This window comes from Burkholderia sp. Bp9090, from assembly GCF_003857985.1.
In the GTDB taxonomy this organism is placed as follows: Bacteria; Pseudomonadota; Gammaproteobacteria; order Burkholderiales; family Burkholderiaceae; genus Burkholderia.
In genome coordinates this window covers 24,358-39,323 of sequence record NZ_QTPV01000043.1, presented here as the reverse complement: position 1 = coordinate 39,323, position 14,966 = coordinate 24,358, and the positions used below count along the sequence as shown (strand labels likewise).

Sequence of the window (14,966 nt, the reverse complement as noted above, 5' to 3'; positions counted from 1 at the left end):
GGTTCGCGTGCGCTACCGACTGAATCGTTTCCGGCTGTAACGAATGTAAGCGCGTCAGTGCAGCCGGATGCTCGGGAAGCGGAATCCGCCCGGCGACGGCGGCGCCACCTGCATCGGCGGCACGGTCGTCGCGCTGGCCGGGTTCGGCGCCTGGGCGGCGCCCGACGCCGGTGCGGCAACGGCCGCGCCCGATGCGCCGGCCGGCGCCGTCGCGCCACCGACTGCCGCGGCGCCCGCCGTCCCGGCCGCACCGGCTGCCGCCGGTGCCGCGCCGTCGTCCGGCAGGTCGTACTTCGGCAGCGCATCGTTGCTCGAGGTCGTCGAGGCCTCGCCGCGCGCGTTGTCGATCAGCATCTGGCGGCGTTGCAGGTACGCGTTGCGCACGAACGAATACTTGTCGAGCGCCGCGGCATCCAGCACGTCGCCCGCGCCGAGCAGGTTCGCACGCGTATTGACGAGGTTCACGCCGAACAGGCCCCAGCTCAGGCCGTCCGGCTTCACGTAGGTGAGCGGGTTGCCGACGTAGTCGACGCCGAGGCCGGCCGTGTCGCGCAGCGTGCTCGGGCCCAGCAGCGGCAGCACGAGATACGGACCCGACGGCATGCCGTAGCGGCCCATCGTGATCCCGAAGTCGGCCGTGTGCTTCGGCAGTTTCGCGATCGTCGCGACGTCGAACAGGCCGCCGACGCCGAACACCGTGTTGATCACGACGCGCATGATGTCGCCGACGCCGTCCGCGATCCGCAGCTGCACGATGTTGTTCGCCGCGATGTAGACGTCGCCGATGTTCGAGAAGAAGTTCGTCACGCTGTCGCGCACCGGCTGCGGCACCACGTACTGGTAGCCCTTCGCGACCGGTTTCAGCGCGTACGTGTCGACCGTGTCGTTGAACTTGTACATCGACCGGTTGAAGCCTTCGAGCGGATCGCCCTTGGTCGGCGTCTGCACGGTCGCGCAACCGCTCAACGCGGCGACTGCCGCCACCGCGAGCGCGGCGTGCCTGATGCGGATCGTCTGCATGGTCATTACCCTCTTGTCTTTCTCTCGTGTGGTTATTGGGCGGCCGAACCGGACACCGCGGAGGCCGGCACCGCGACCGGTGCGGGGGCCGCCGGTGCAGCCGAGGCGCCGGATGCCGGCTTCGCGCCACCCGCGTCGGCTGCCTTGCTGTACAGGAACTGGCCGATCAGGTTCTCGAGCACGATCGCCGACTGCGTCATCGTGATCGTATCGCCCGCCTTCAGCATTTCGGTGTCGCCGCCCGGATCGAGGCCGATGTACTGCTCGCCGAGCAGGCCCGACGTGAGGATCTTCGCGGACGAATCCTTCGGGAACGGATACTGGCCGTCGATATCGATCGTCACCAGCGCCTGGTAGGTGTTGGGATCGAAGCCGATCGCCTTCACGCGACCGACCACGACACCCGCGCTCTTCACGGCCGCGCGCGCCTTCAGCCCGCCGATGTTGTCGAATTTCATCCGCACCGAGTAGGTCGGCTGAAACGAAAGCGAGCTCATGTTGCCAACCTTGAGCGCCAGGAACAGCACCGCAAGGAAGCCCACCACCACGAACAGGCCGACCCAGAAGTCGAGAGCAGTCTTTTTCATCGTCATCCCAAAATTTGGCTTGGCTGAGGCTTAGCTGAACATCAGCGCGGTCAGCAGGAAATCGAGGCCGAGTACGGCGAGCGACGCGAACACGACCGTCTTGGTCGTCGCGCGCGACACGCCCTCGGGCGTGGGCTTCGCTTCATACCCTTGAAACAGCGCAATGAAGGTCACGGCGAACCCGAACACGATGCTCTTGATCACGCCGTTGCCGACGTCGGCCCATACCTGGACCCCGCCCTGCATCTGCGACCAGAACGCGCCCGGATCGACGCCGATCAGCACGACCCCGACGAAATAGCCGCCGAGCACGCCGACCGCGTTGAAGATCGCGGCGAGCAGCGGCATCGCGATGATGCCGGCCCACAGGCGCGGCGCGATCACCGTCTTGACCGGGTCGACGGCCATCATCTCGAGCGCGGTGAGCTGCTCGCCGGCCTTCATCAGGCCGATCTCGGCCGTCAGCGACGTGCCCGCGCGGCCCGCGAACAGCAGCGCGGTCACGACCGGGCCGAGCTCGCGCACGAGCGACAGCGCGACCAGCAGGCCGAGCGCCTGCTCGGACCCGTAGCGATTCAGCGTGTAGTAGCCCTGCAGGCCGAGCACGAAGCCGACGAACAGGCCCGACACGGCGATGATCACGAACGAATAGTTGCCGAGGAAGTGGATCTGCTTCGTGACCAGCCGCGGCCGGCGCAACAGCGGGAAGAATTCCAGCACGAGGCGCACGAACAGCCGCGTGCCGTAGCCCGCGCGCTCGAGGCCGCCGATGACGTAACGTCCGATCGCGCTGATCATGCGCGCCCTCCGCCGAGCCCGAAATCCGCTGCCAGCGGCGGGCTCGTGTAATGAAATTTGAACGGGCCGTCCGGCGCGCCGTCGATGAACTGGCGCACGCTCGGGTCGGTCGATGCGCGCAGCTCGTCGGGCGTACCCTGCGCGAGCACGCCGCCGTTGGCCAGAAAATACACGTAGTCGGCGATAGCGAACGATTCCGGCACGTCGTGCGTGACGAGGATCGACGTCGCGCCGAGCGCCTCGTTCAGCGTGCGGATCAGGTTCGCGGTGATGCCGAGCGAGATCGGATCGAGGCCGGCGAACGGTTCGTCGTACATGATGAGCTGCGGGTCGAGCGCGATCGCGCGCGCGAGCGCGATGCGGCGCGCCATCCCGCCCGATACCTCGGACGGCATCAGGTCGCGCGCGCCGCGCAGGCCGACCGCGTTGAGCTTCATCAGCACCAGATCGCGGATCAGGTCGTCGGGCAGGTCGGTGTGTTCGCGCAGCGCGAACGCGACGTTCTCGAACACGGACATGTCGGTAAACAGCGCGCCGAACTGGAACAGCATGCCCATCTTGCGGCGCAGCGCGTACAGGCCGTCGCGCGTCTGCGCGCCGACGTCGGCGCCGTCGAACAGCACCTGGCCGCGGCGTGCGCGCACCAGCCCGCCGATCAGGCGCAGCACGGTCGTCTTGCCGCAACCCGACCCGCCCATGACGGCGACGACCTGGCCGCGCCCGAAGCGCATGTTCAGGTTCGACAGGACGAGGCGGTCGCCGTAGCCAAAGTCGACGTCGCGAAGTTCCAGCAGGGTCTCGGTAGGAGTGGGGCTCACGGAGCTGACAGTCCTTTTACGCAGAACGCCGAATTATAGGGCCTGCATTGGAATGATGTCGTGACGCCGTTCCGGGCCCTGCGGTCAATGATTGTCAAATTGTCGGGCAAAGCATTGCTGCAATGCAACAATAGCCGCCCGATAATCGTTGGCGCCCGTGATCGCGCTGACCACCGCGACGCTGCCGACGCCCGTCGCCAGCACGTCCGGCAACGCGTCGAGCCCCACGCCGCCGATCGCGACGAGCGGCGCCCGCGCCCCCGCGAAGCGCGCATAGCGGGCGATCCTCGCCAGGCCCTGCGGCGGCGCCGCGACTGCCTTGGTCGCGGTCGCGTAGACGGGACCGAGCGCCAGATAGCTCGGGCGCTCGTGCAAGGCCCGCAACATCTCGTAATAACCGTGGCTCGACAACCCGAGCCGCAGGCCGGCGCGCGCAATCGCGGCCAGATCGGCCGTTTCCAGATCCTCCTGGCCCAGATGTACGCCGTACGCACCCTCTTCTACTGCGATCTGCCAGTGATCGTTGATGAACACACGCGCATCGGGATAGCGGCGCCCTGCCGCGACCGCGCGCGCGATTTCACGGCGCAATGCGTCCGGCTCCGCGCCTTTCACGCGCAGCTGCACGGTCCGCGCGCCGCAATCCAGCACGCGCTCGACCCATTCGGCATCCGGGACGACCGGATACAGGCCCAGTTGCGCGGGGCACGGCGGGAATGCCGGCTCCGGTGCGGCGGCCAGGCCGGCGACACGCGGAAACCGTGCCGCGTCGACCGGCCACGCATCGGCATCGCGCGTTTCGTCGCCGTCGCGCCACGCCAGCGCGAGCACCAGCGCGTCGATCGGCGCGAAACCGCAGTCGAGGAACGCGGCGAGCGCCGCGATCCAGTCGTCGGCGAGCGGATGCGCGGCTTCCAGCGCGTGGCGCACGCCCGCGGCATGCAGCACGGCGCCGCGCTCGTCGAACTCGATCGCGACCGCGTCCGGCGATGCGGGGCGCGATGCAGCCGACGCGCGCGCCTGCGCGGCACGGTCGCCGGCCGACACGATCAGCACGTCGCCGTCGGCCGGCACGTCGGGCGCCGCGACGCAGAGCCGCCACGGCGTCGCGCCGGGCGGCCAGTCGCCGAGGCGGGCGCGAATCCGCTCGGCCGCTTCGGCCAGCTCGTCGGCCGGCGGCCAGAAGGCATCGGCGAAGCGCGCGCTCATGCGCCGCCCCCGTCCTGGTGCCAGAACGGCATCCCGACGACCGGCGTGCTCGCATGCGCGGTCTCGCGCGCATCCATCGGCCCGGCGAGGTAGGCCGCACGGCCGGCCTCGACGCCCTGCGCGAACGCGCGCGCCATGATCTCCGGGTGCGTGGCCTGCGACACGGCCGTGTTCAGCAGCACCCCGTCGAAACCCCACTCCATCACCTGGCACGCGTGCGACGGCACCCCGAGCCCCGCGTCGACGATCAGCGGCACGTCCGGCAGCCGCTCGCGCAACACGCGCAGCCCGTACGGGTTCACGACGCCCTTGCCGGTGCCGATCGGCGCGCCCCACGGCATCAGCGCCTCGCAACCGACGTCGAGCAGGCGCCGGCCGATCACGAGATCCTCGGTGCAGTAAGGCAGCACCTTGAAGCCGTCCTTGACCAGTTGCGCGGCCGCCTCGATCAGCCCGACCGGGTCGGGCTGCAGCGTGTAGTCGTCGCCGATCAGCTCGAGCTTGATCCAGTCGGTGTCGAACACCTCGCGCGCCATGTGCGCGGTCGTCACCGCCTCGGCGACGGTCTGGCAGCCGGCCGTGTTCGGCAGCAGCGGCACCGCGTGACGCTTGAGCAGGTCGAAAAAGCCGGCCTCGGCCGTGCCGCCGGTCATCTGGCGGCGCAGCGCGACCGTCACCATCCCGGGGCGCGACGCGGCGATCGAGTCGGACAGCGACTGCAGCGACGGATAGCGCGACGTGCCGAGCAGCACGCGGCTTGCGAAGGTTTCGCCATACAGCGTCAGCGCGTCGGCGGAAGTGAGGGACGTCATGTCGTTTTCCTGGAAGAGCGGGGGCGAACCGGCGGCGCTCAGCCGCCCGCGACGGGGTGCACCACGTCGAGCTTGTCGCCCGTCGCGAGCGCGCGCGCCGCATGCTGCGTGCGCGCGACGAAATTGCCGTTCAGCGCGACCGCGTACGGCGGACGCGCGCCGTACGCGGCGAGCGCGTCGGCCACTGTCGCGCCGTCGGGCAGCGTCAGCGTCTGTTGGTTGATCTGGATATCCATGAGGCTTGATCGAATTCGGTCGGCGGCGCGCATCAGGCCGGCTGGCGCGCGTCGTCGCGGTGATGAAGGAGCGTCGGCCAGCGCGCGGCATCGCGCCACGCGGCGAACGCGTCGGCATCGGCGAACGTGCCGCCGAGCGCGGCGTGCGCGAACGCGACCGCCGCATGCGCGACTTCCGGCGCGATCATGAAGCCGTGCCGGTACAGGCCGTTGACGGCGAGCGTCGTCGCGCCGTCCCAGATCACCGCCGGGCGATGGTCGGGCAGCGTCGGGCGGCACTGCGCGTTGAGTTCGAGGATGCGCGCCTCGCCGAATGCCGGATGCACGGAGAACGCCGCGCTCAGCAGTTCGAGCGCCGAGCGCACGCTGACGGGCGACATGTCCTCGCCCTCCACCTCGGTTGCGCCGATCACGTACAGGTCGTCCTGTTTCGGCGCGATGTACAGCGGATAGCGCGGATGCAGCAGCCGCACGGGCCGCGTGAGCCCGATGCCGGGCGCATGCACGCGCGCGACCTCGCCGCGGATGCCGCGCAGCGCGGGCAGCGCGGATTTCGCGCCGAGCCCGCGGCAATCGATCGTGAAATGCGCGTCGGGCCGGTTCGCGTCGTCGATCGTCGCGTGCCAGTGCAGCTCGACGCCGCGTTGCGCGAGGCCCGCCGCGAGCGCGCGCAGCGCCTGCCGGTTGTCGAGCTGCCCTTCGCGCGGCAGCATCAGGCCGCGCGCGAAGCGCCCCGCGAGCGCGGGCTCGGCCGCGTCGACCTGGCCACCGGCCAGCGCGACGAAGCCGCCGTCGAACAGCTCGGCCGGCGCGTTCGCGCGCACGCGCCGCTCGAACAACGGCGCCTCGGCACGATCCGCGTGATGCCAGACGACGAGCGTGCCGTGCTGCTGGAAGAACACCGGTTCGGGCAGTTCCGCGAGCCATTGCGGCCAGCGCGCGAGCGATGCGGCGCCGAGCTCGGTGATCAGCAGCTCGGCACTCGCCGCCTCGGCGAGCGGCGCGAGCATCGCGGCCGCGACCCACGCGGCCGACTGCTCGCCGTCCGGGCCGCCGCGTTCGTACAGTGCGACGCGATGCCCGTCGCCCGCGAGCCGCCACGCGATCAGGCGGCCGACGAGGCCGCCGCCGAGTACCGCGAAATCCGGCCGGGAAGCATGGAGGTTCATCGCGCCCCCTCCCCGCGAACCAGGCGGGCGCATGCGACGGACGTCGACGCGCGCACACGGTCCCGTGCAGACGCACGCGACAGCGGATCGGGAACAGCGCAAAAGACTGAAGATTGAGCGGTCATCATTCCTTCCGTAACGCGCGACGCGCGTACCCAAAAGGACGAAACCGGCAGCAAAGGCCGGCCGGGCGGGACTCGGGCGCTGACCATGTGGGATGGCGGCCAGCGCGGCCCGGCGGGATCAGAAACTTCCCTCGCCGGTATTACCCGGATCGGGTGCGAAGGGTCTTTCTCAGCCTCGCCGCGTTGCCCGGAACTGTCCGTCGGCCGCGCTCGAAGCACCCCTGTTTCGTCGTCGGCCATTAGACCATAAAAGCGGAAAGCGCCGCAAACTGTCCCCTTGCGGCAAATTCGCCGTCGCGCCGCGCCGCTCTGGCACAATGCCCGCAGGCCGGCCGCGCGAGCGGCCGGTTGCCGCGTCACCGCCGGCCTTAAGTGCCGTTTAAGACGCGCGGGCCACCATCCGGACGCCCGCCGTCAGTCGGCACCTCGTCCCGGCATGCCGTATCGCGGCGCGCGTCCGGCTCCGCCCGGCCCGCGCGCCGGCTACTCATCAGGAAGCACATGACCCAATCGATCGATCCCGTCCGCTCCGCCTCCGACGCGCCGCAGGACGAGCGCCCGGTATCCGCATGGAGCCTCATCAAGCCCTACTGGGTGTCGTCCGAATGGAAAGTCGCGTGGGGGCTGCTGGTCACGATCATCGCGATCAACCTCTGCGTGGTCTGGATCAACGTCAAGCTGAACAAGTGGAACGCGCAGTTCTACAACGCGCTGCAGTCGAAGGACGTCCACGACTTCCCGAACCTGCTGATGCAGTTCTCCGCGCTCGCGTTCGGCTTCATCATCCTCGCGGTGTACGGGCGCTACCTGCGCCAGATGCTCGGGTTCCGCTGGCGCCAGTGGCTCACCGACCGGTTTCTCGGCCAGTGGCTCGGCGATCGCGCGTTCTACCGGATCGAACGCGACCGTCTCGCCGACAACCCCGACCAGCGGATCACCGACGACCTCCAGTCGTTCGCGACGACGACGCTCGCGCTGTCGCTCGACCTGCTGTCGACGGTCGTCACGCTCGTGTCGTTCATCACGATCCTGTGGTCGCTCGCCGGCGCGCTGACGCTCTCGCTCGGCGCGACGCCGATCACGATCCCCGGCTACATGGTGTGGGCGGCCGCGCTGTACGCGGTGGTCGGCTCGCTGATCATCCAGAAGGTCGGTCACCCGCTCGTGTCGATCAACTACCAGCAGCAGCGCGTCGAGGCCGACTTCCGCTTCGGGCTGATCCGCGTGCGCGAGAACGCCGAGCAGATCGCGTTCTACGACGGCGAGAAAACCGAAACCGCCAACGCGCAGAGCCTGTTCACGCGCATTCGCGACAACTGGTGGCGCGTGATGAAGTACACGAAGCGCCTCACGTTCGTGCTGAGCTTCTACGGGCAGATCGCGATCATCTTCCCGCTCGTCGTCGCGGCGCCGCGCTATTTCGCCGGCGCGTTCTCGTTCGGCGTGCTGATGCAGATCTCGTCCGCGTTCGGCACCGTCAGCGATTCGTTCTCGTGGTTCATCAACAGTTACTCGACCCTCGTCGAATGGCGCGCCACCGTCAACCGTCTGCGTGAATTCAAGCGCGTGATGGGCACGTCGCACCTGAAGGAAAGCCTGTCGCCCGCGACCGAGCACGGCGGCATCAACCTGCACTACGTCGATGCCGCGAAGCTGTCGACGTCGTCGCTGAAGCTCGCGCTGCCGAACGGCAACGCGCTCGCGAACATCGGCAACGTGACGATCGAACCCGGCTCGCGCTGGCTCGTGATCGGCAAGTCGGGTTCCGGCAAGAGCACGTTCATGCGCGCGCTCGCGGGCCTCTGGCCGTTCGGCGACGGCGCGATCGACGCGCCGGTCGGCGCGCGGATGATGTTCGTGCCGCAGACAAGTTACCTGCCGATCGGCACGCTGAAAGCAGCGCTCACGTATCCGGCCGCGCCCGACACGTTCGCCGACGACGCGTGCCGCGACGCGCTGCGCGCGTGCCGCCTCGAAGACTACGTCGAGCGCCTCGGCGAGACCGGCCACTGGACGCGCGTGCTGTCGCCGGGCGAACAGCAACGTCTCGCCGGCGCGCGCGTGCTGCTGCACAAGCCGGACTTCCTGTTCCTCGACGAAGCGACGAGCGCGCTCGACGCCGACAACGAAGCGCGGCTCTATCACCTGTTCGCCGAACGGCTGCCGAAGGCCGCGATCGTCAGCATCGCGCACCGCGAGTCGCTGGCCGCGTTCCACGTCGGCACGATCAACGTCGAACGCGTGAACGACAGCGACAAGGTCGCCGCGTAACCGAAACAGGAAGAAGGCCGGCGCATACCGCGCCGGCCTTCTTCTCTTCCTCGTCCCGCCGGCCTTCCCGCTACACCTGCCCGACCGGCACCGACACGATCGGCACATGCGACACGCCGTCGTGCGACAGCCGGCTTTCGAATAGCGTCAGCGCGGCGAAACGCAGCGCGCACGGCCGCCCGGTCGCGCCGCCGTGCGCGGGCTGCCCGTCCGCGTCGCGCGGCAACCGCGCGAGCGTGACGTGCGGCCGGAACGGCCGGCGGTCGGCCGGCACGCCCAGTTCGCGCAGCAGCGCGGATAAGTCGGCATTCAGCGCCGTACAGGCAGGATCGGGCGCGAGTTCCGCGACGATCAGCCTCGCTCGCGGCAGGCTCGGCCACCACGCGATCCGCTCGACCGGCTGCAACGGCAGCGCATGCGCGGCCGCGAGCGCCGGCAGGCGCGCGGCCAGCGCGTCGCAACGCGCGCGTTCGATCGCGCCGATGAACGCGAGCGTCACGTGCAGTTGCGCGGGCAACGTGCGCCGCGCGCCGCGGGTGACCGGCAGCGCATGCAGCGCGTCGCGCGATGCCGTGTCGGGCATCAGCGCGACGAACGCACGAAGCCGGTCGCCGTTCACGACTCGCGCACCGCCACGCGCGCTTCGGCCACCGCATCGGCCGACACCGGACGCTGCGGCAGCGGGCCGTGCTCGCCCCACACGTCGGCCGGCAGCACGCGCGCGAGCTCGGGAATCGTGTTGCGCGTGAACACCGGATCGGCAATGCCCTGCGCGCGCTGGCGGCGATAGTCGCGCCACGCGGCATGCGCATACTTGCCGAGCGCGAGGATCGCAACCAGGTTGATGATCGCCATCAGCCCCATGCTCGTATCGGCCATCGCCCACACGAGCGGCAGTTGCCCGACGCTGCCGAACATCACCATCCCGAGCACCGCGATGCGGAACAGCGGCAGCACGCCGCGCCGCTTCGTGATGAAATCGACGTTGCCTTCCGCGTATGCGTAATTGCCGATCACCGACGAGTACGCGAAGAAGAAGATCGCGACGGCCATGTAGATGCCGCCCCAGCCGCCGACGTGGCTCGCGATCGCGCGCTGCGTGAGCGCCGCGCCTTCCATGCCGGTGCCGAGTTCGTACTGGCCCGACAGCAGGATCACGAACGCGGTCGCGCTGCAGATCACGATCGTGTCGACGAACACGCCGAGCATCTGGATCAGCCCCTGCACGACCGGATGCCGCACGCTCGCGGTCGCGGCCGCGTTCGGCGCGCTGCCCATGCCGGCCTCGTTCGAGAACAGCCCGCGCTTCACGCCCATCGCGACCGCCCGGCTGACCGCATAGCCGGTCAGGCCGCCCGCCGCCTGCTCGAGCCCGAACGCGCTCTTCACGATCAGCGCGATCACGGCCGGCACCATCGCGATGTGGGTCGCGACCGCGTAGACCGCCAGCGCGAGGTAGCCGATCGCCATCACCGGCACGATCACCTGCGCGACCGACGCGATGCGGCGAATCCCGCCGAAGATGAGCGGCGCGGTGAGCAGCACGAGGCCGAGGCCGACCGTCTCGCGGCTCCAGCCGAACGACGTATGGAACGCGTCGGCGATCGCATTGGCCTGCACCGCGTTGAACACGAAACCGAACGCGAGGATCAGCGACAGCGAGAACAGCACGCCGAAGCCGCGCGAGCGCAGGCCCGTCTGGATGTAGTACGCGGGGCCGCCGCGATAGCTGCCGTCCGGATGCGACACCTTGAATATCTGTGCGAGCGTCGCCTCGACGAACGCCGACGACATCCCGACAAGCGCCGTCATCCACATCCAGAAGATCGCGCCCGGCCCGCCGACCGTCAGCGCGACCGCGACACCGGCGATGTTGCCGGTGCCCACGCGGCTCGCGAGCCCGGTCGCGAACGCCTGGAACGACGAGATGCTGCCCGGCTCGCCCTTGCTGCCGACCAGTTTCATGCTGAGGAACAGCGCCTTCAGCTGGATCATCCGGAACCGCAACGTGAACCACGCGCCGGCGCCGAGCAGCAGCACGATCAGCACGTAGTTCCACAGCACGCCGTTGACGGCGTCGATCAGCCCATGCACGAGTGCTTCCATCCAGAGTCCTTTCAAATGGGGTCGATCATGGTCGGCTGCGCGTGGCGCGCCGGAAGGACGACATGATATGACAATTCGCAAGAAATCTTACAAAACGAAAGGACTGTGGCGCGACGCTGGCCGGACTGCCAACGCTTCAAGATTATGCGACTCGCCACACGCAGAACCATGTTCTGCGCAATGAACTTTGACGTTTGGAAACGTTGTTCGAACCGCCGAACGAGGAGGACATGTCTCGCGGAACTGCTTCGATTGGACGTTGCCGCGCCTCACGCTCGGCTCACAAGGGGGTTCCGCTCGAGGCTGGCGCGCGGATAAGAACCATACAAAATTCTTGCAGAACAATCCAAAAAGGCAAACGCTGTGTCTTTCGCAATACGAATCAATTACCGAAAGACAACCAAACGGGGTGTGAAATGCTCAAGCACGACACGCTGGCATCTGAAAATGTCATGAATGGCGACAACAAACGGCAACACCAGAACAGGCGCCGTTTTCTGATTGCTTCGACCGCGCTACCGCTCGGAACCTTGCTGAAACATACAACGAGCGCGGCGCAATCAAATGTCCTGCCACCGATTTCGGTTACCGCACCACGACCGCCTGATTTCAACTTTGGTGATTTCAAAATCAACTCGAACGAAATACCCGGCGCCAATATCGGGGCAGGAATACCACCCCCATCGGTCTGCTTCAATCAATATTGCGCGTCCAACTACATGCTCCTTTTTGCGAACACGGGCAACATGGTTCGCGCGACCGAAATGTTCTTCAGGTATTTGCCGGCAATCGGACGCAACGACACAAACTTCTGGCGCAATCAGCTTGTGCTGGTCGGCGGATTCACGCCATGGCTGGCCATAGGCGGCTACAAGTATTTGCCCGGCGCCAACCAATATGGGTTTAATTTCGCACCCGGGCATTATGCAAACATTTCCGCATTATTTGGCATCTACGTCGGCCAACTGGACAAAACCCTGCCCACATCGAAATTCGATTTTTATGGCAACCCACTGATGTTCATAGAGGCAGTCAATCACTGGATACACGGAAACGGAGTCCAACGATCCATCAACATCGAATCTCTAAACTTAAAAATGAACGTTCGCGATTTCGGAGAAATATCGCGAGCCATCGAAAACCAAGGATATGGCCCTGGCATTTATCCAATCGACAGCGGATTCAGCACCAACATCTTCAACCATGGAACTCAGGATCTGTGGAGCGCAACCGTCTTGGGACGAATATCCGGCCGAGTTCACGGAACATTGGAACTACTCGCCGACAACACATATCGATTCAACGGGTATTACACACTCAATCCAGACAGGTTTGATGCCGATCCATCAAATCGACCATTTCTTCAAGAGGCAGCCACCACGTTTCTGGCGAAACTCGGTTCGGTGCTAGGGCATACGGACTATCAGATAATCTTCACCGGCGAAAAGAATATCTCATTTTCTGGCCAAAGACCCGTGCGAAATGCCGAAATGCGCCCCCCGGAGGCCGTTCATAGGCCATCATTTGGCGGCTTGATGCGCCCCGGCCGCTTCTAGGATCGAGAATTCCTGTCGCGCGCGCAATCTCGACAACCAAACACACGCCGAATCCGATCATGCTTTCGACAGTCTTGTGCTTCGTGATGCGTTGGATCCTCTGGATTATCGCCGCCGCCATTGGCACGTTCGTATTGCTGTTCGTCGTCGTGGCGTTTTCTCGGTACGAGAGGACGGAAGGCAGTTGCCCCGATGCATCCATCGAGGTACTCCGCGGAAAGATCCTCGCATACATCGAAGACCAAGGGGTGCAGTCCAATCGCATCCAATTCGATGGTGCCCCGCGATATCACGCATGGAAACTCGGGGTCTGGGAATTCCCTCTGCTCGTCGACGGAACAAAGTACATCGCGATGATCGATTGCAACGAACAACTTGCAAGCTATTGGCGGGTCAAGGAATCACCGCACGCCCCCCCATCTCCTGGCAATTGATCGCACATCGGAACATAAAGCACTCGGCACGTTCGAAAAAAACGGCGCTTTGGCTCTATCGCGCGACCGATTGGACGGACAAATCGACATGGGGGCATCGAACGACGCTCGTTGACATACTCCAAACCGTCCTGACAATGTTTGTCGCCATGCGGCAGGCCCCGTCGCGACGCGATGATGGAGCATGATGGGCACACGATCGTCAACGGCTGCTACACAACAAAAAAACCGGGCGCCCTCTCGGACGCCCAGCCTTCATCGAAACCCGCTCGCGATGATACTCAGCGCGGCAGTTCCGAATGCCCCATCAGGTACGCGTCGACCGAGCGCGCGCACTGGCGGCCTTCGCGGATCGCCCACACGACGAGCGACTGGCCGCGACGCATGTCGCCTGCCGCGAACACCTTGTCGACCGACGTGTAGTACGAACGATCGCCTTCGGTCGCCGCACGCGCGTTGCCGCGTGCGTCCTTCGCGACGCCGAACGCCTCGAGCACGGTGGCTGCCGGCTGCGTGAAGCCCATCGCGAGCAGCACCAGGTCGGCCTTCATCTCGAACTCGGAGCCCGGCACTTCCTGCATCTTGCCGTCCTTCCACTCGACGCGTACCGCGATCAGCTTCTCGACCTTGCCGTTCTTGCCTTCGAGACGCTTCGTCGCGACCGCCCAGTCACGCTCGCAGCCTTCCTCGTGCGACGACGACGTGCGCAGCTTGATCGGCCAGTACGGCCACACGAGCGGCTTGTTTTCCTCTTCCGGCGGCTGCGGCAGCAGCTCGAACTGCGTGACCTGCTTCGCGCCGTGACGGTTCGACGTGCCGACGCAGTCCGAACCCGTATCGCCGCCGCCGATCACGATCACGTGCTTGCCCTTCGCGAGCAGCTGGTCGGCGAGCTTGTCGCCCGCGTTCACGCGGTTCTGCTGCGGCAGGAAGTCCATCGCGAAATGCACGCCCGCGAGTTCGCGGCCCGGCACCGGCAGGTCGCGCGGCGTTTCCGAACCGCCCGCGATCACGACCGCGTCGAATTCCTCCTTCAGCGTGTCCGGCGAAATGGTTTCCTTCGCGAGGCTGCCGATCGACTCGGGCAGCGGATCCTTGCCGATGAACACGCTGGTGCGGAACGTCACGCCTTCCGCTTCCATCTGGCGCATGCGGCGATCGATCAGCCACTTCTCGAGCTTGAAGTCGGGGATCCCGTAACGCAGCAGGCCGCCGACGCGATCGTTCTTCTCGAACACCGTCACGTCGTGGCCGGCACGCGCGAGTTGCTGCGCAGCGGCGAGGCCCGCGGGGCCAGAACCGACGACCGCGACTTTCTTGCCGGTCTTGTGTTCGGCCGGCAGCGGCTTCACCCAGCCTTCCGCCCAGGCCTTGTCGATGATCGCGTGCTCGATCGACTTGATGCCGACCGGATCGTTGTTGATCCCGAGCGTGCAGGCTGCCTCGCACGGCGCCGGGCAGATGCGGCCCGTGAACTCGGGGAAGTTGTTGGTCGAATGCAGGACTTCGATCGCCTGCTGCCAGTCCTGGCGGTAAACGAGATCGTTGAAGTCCGGAATGATGTTGTTGACCGGGCAGCCGTTGTTGCAGAACGGGATGCCACAGTCCATGCAGCGTGCGCCCTGGACCTTCGCGTCCGCGTCGGTCAGCGCCGCGACGAATTCCTTGTAGTGCTTCACGCGCGTGAGCGGTGCTTCGTACGCCTCGTGGCGGCGTTCGAACTCCAGAAAACCGGTTGCCTTGCCCATAAGGTGCTCTTCTGTTCGGTGTATCGGGTGGGGGAGCCGCGCGCGGCCGTCAGGCGCGCGCGGCATTCGCTATGTCG

The 14,966-nt window shown here is 66.6% G+C and carries 14 protein-coding genes and 1 riboswitch; of the genes, 3 read left to right on the top strand and 11 right to left on the bottom strand.

Translation table 11 applies throughout. The features are described from left to right. Positions 1 to 54 precede the first annotated feature (54 nt). The 8 genes from DIE16_RS29125 to DIE16_RS29090 all read right to left on the bottom strand — a co-directional run bounded on the left by DIE16_RS29125 (position 55) and on the right by DIE16_RS29090 (position 6,649). Positions 55 to 1,020 carry a VacJ family lipoprotein gene (locus DIE16_RS29125; protein ID WP_044845963.1) on the bottom strand — a complete coding sequence of 322 codons (966 nt, stop codon included), beginning with the start codon at positions 1,018 to 1,020 and terminating at the stop codon, positions 55 to 57. Positions 1,021 to 1,052: 32 nt separating this feature from the next. After that, positions 1,053 to 1,613 (bottom strand): outer membrane lipid asymmetry maintenance protein MlaD, encoded by a 561-nt coding sequence (gene mlaD, locus DIE16_RS29120; RefSeq protein ID WP_124487854.1) that lies wholly within the window; start codon positions 1,611 to 1,613, stop codon positions 1,053 to 1,055. A gap of 24 nt (positions 1,614 to 1,637) precedes the next feature. After that, positions 1,638 to 2,405: a lipid asymmetry maintenance ABC transporter permease subunit MlaE gene (gene mlaE, locus DIE16_RS29115; protein ID WP_006762098.1), complete on the bottom strand. Its 768-nt coding sequence runs from the start codon at positions 2,403 to 2,405 to the stop codon at positions 1,638 to 1,640. Beyond that, positions 2,402 to 3,223 carry an ABC transporter ATP-binding protein gene (locus DIE16_RS29110; RefSeq protein WP_044845966.1) on the bottom strand — a complete coding sequence of 274 codons (822 nt, stop codon included), beginning with the start codon at positions 3,221 to 3,223 and terminating at the stop codon, positions 2,402 to 2,404. The genes mlaE and DIE16_RS29110 overlap by 4 nt, the downstream gene beginning before the upstream one ends. 84 nt (positions 3,224 to 3,307) lie before the next feature. After that, positions 3,308 to 4,432, bottom strand: coding sequence for a thiamine phosphate synthase (thiE, locus tag DIE16_RS29105; protein WP_124893911.1), 1,125 nt, complete (start codon positions 4,430 to 4,432; stop codon positions 3,308 to 3,310). Further along, entirely contained in the window at positions 4,429 to 5,244 is an 816-nt protein-coding gene (locus tag DIE16_RS29100) for a thiazole synthase (RefSeq protein ID WP_039322226.1), read from the bottom strand. Before DIE16_RS29100 ends, thiE begins: the two co-directional genes overlap by 4 nt. A gap of 38 nt (positions 5,245 to 5,282) precedes the next feature. Further along, the gene (gene thiS, locus DIE16_RS29095; RefSeq protein ID WP_014898319.1) at positions 5,283 to 5,480 is read right to left on the bottom strand and encodes a sulfur carrier protein ThiS; all 198 of its coding nucleotides are present in this window, start codon (positions 5,478 to 5,480) and stop codon (positions 5,283 to 5,285) included. Positions 5,481 to 5,512: 32 nt separating this feature from the next. Further along, positions 5,513 to 6,649, bottom strand: a complete 1,137-nt coding sequence (locus tag DIE16_RS29090) for an FAD-dependent oxidoreductase (protein ID WP_124487852.1) — start codon at positions 6,647 to 6,649, stop codon at positions 5,513 to 5,515. 234 nt (positions 6,650 to 6,883) lie between these two features. Continuing rightward, positions 6,884 to 7,007, bottom strand: a riboswitch (TPP riboswitch). 268 nt (positions 7,008 to 7,275) lie between these two features. Here DIE16_RS29090 and DIE16_RS29085 point away from each other — a divergent pair. Then, a complete protein-coding gene (locus tag DIE16_RS29085) occupies positions 7,276 to 9,045 on the top strand; it encodes an ABC transporter ATP-binding protein/permease (protein WP_124522236.1) in 1,770 nt (589 codons plus the stop codon). Positions 9,046 to 9,115: 70 nt separating this feature from the next. Here DIE16_RS29085 and thpR read toward each other — a convergent pair whose 3' ends face one another. Both thpR and DIE16_RS29075 read right to left on the bottom strand, forming a co-directional pair. Next, a complete protein-coding gene (thpR, locus tag DIE16_RS29080) occupies positions 9,116 to 9,664 on the bottom strand; it encodes an RNA 2',3'-cyclic phosphodiesterase (RefSeq protein ID WP_124893910.1) in 549 nt (182 codons plus the stop codon). Next, positions 9,661 to 11,151 (bottom strand): sodium:alanine symporter family protein, encoded by a 1,491-nt coding sequence (locus DIE16_RS29075; protein WP_124893909.1) that lies wholly within the window; start codon positions 11,149 to 11,151, stop codon positions 9,661 to 9,663. Before DIE16_RS29075 ends, thpR begins: the two co-directional genes overlap by 4 nt. A 416-nt stretch (positions 11,152 to 11,567) precedes the next feature. Here DIE16_RS29075 and DIE16_RS29070 point away from each other — a divergent pair, with 416 nt between their 5' ends. Further along, positions 11,568 to 12,707 (top strand): lipid II-degrading bacteriocin, encoded by a 1,140-nt coding sequence (locus tag DIE16_RS29070; protein ID WP_260434469.1) that lies wholly within the window; start codon positions 11,568 to 11,570, stop codon positions 12,705 to 12,707. 59 nt (positions 12,708 to 12,766) lie between these two features. Beyond that, positions 12,767 to 13,141, top strand: coding sequence for a hypothetical protein (locus DIE16_RS29065; RefSeq protein WP_124487848.1), 375 nt, complete (start codon positions 12,767 to 12,769; stop codon positions 13,139 to 13,141). 281 nt (positions 13,142 to 13,422) lie between these two features. Here the strand turns inward: DIE16_RS29065 and DIE16_RS29060 are convergent, their stop codons facing one another. Further along, positions 13,423 to 14,889 (bottom strand): glutamate synthase subunit beta, encoded by a 1,467-nt coding sequence (locus tag DIE16_RS29060; RefSeq protein ID WP_044845973.1) that lies wholly within the window; start codon positions 14,887 to 14,889, stop codon positions 13,423 to 13,425. Positions 14,890 to 14,966: the final 77 nt, after the last annotated feature.

Coding starts and splice junctions, on each gene's coding strand:
- DIE16_RS29100 (WP_039322226.1), bottom strand. CDS start 5,244: ATGACGTCCCTCACTTCCGCCGACGCGCTGACGCTGTATGGCGAAACC.
- DIE16_RS29065 (WP_124487848.1), top strand. CDS start 12,767: ATGCTTTCGACAGTCTTGTGCTTCGTGATGCGTTGGATCCTCTGGATT.
- mlaD (WP_124487854.1), bottom strand. CDS start 1,613: ATGACGATGAAAAAGACTGCTCTCGACTTCTGGGTCGGCCTGTTCGTG.
- thiE (WP_124893911.1), bottom strand. CDS start 4,432: ATGAGCGCGCGCTTCGCCGATGCCTTCTGGCCGCCGGCCGACGAGCTG.
- thiS (WP_014898319.1), bottom strand. CDS start 5,480: ATGGATATCCAGATCAACCAACAGACGCTGACGCTGCCCGACGGCGCG.
- DIE16_RS29125 (WP_044845963.1), bottom strand. CDS start 1,020: ATGCAGACGATCCGCATCAGGCACGCCGCGCTCGCGGTGGCGGCAGTC.
- DIE16_RS29085 (WP_124522236.1), top strand. CDS start 7,276: ATGACCCAATCGATCGATCCCGTCCGCTCCGCCTCCGACGCGCCGCAG.
- DIE16_RS29060 (WP_044845973.1), bottom strand. CDS start 14,889: ATGGGCAAGGCAACCGGTTTTCTGGAGTTCGAACGCCGCCACGAGGCG.
- DIE16_RS29090 (WP_124487852.1), bottom strand. CDS start 6,649: ATGAACCTCCATGCTTCCCGGCCGGATTTCGCGGTACTCGGCGGCGGC.
- DIE16_RS29075 (WP_124893909.1), bottom strand. CDS start 11,151: ATGGAAGCACTCGTGCATGGGCTGATCGACGCCGTCAACGGCGTGCTG.
- DIE16_RS29070 (WP_260434469.1), top strand. CDS start 11,568: ATGCTCAAGCACGACACGCTGGCATCTGAAAATGTCATGAATGGCGAC.
- mlaE (WP_006762098.1), bottom strand. CDS start 2,405: ATGATCAGCGCGATCGGACGTTACGTCATCGGCGGCCTCGAGCGCGCG.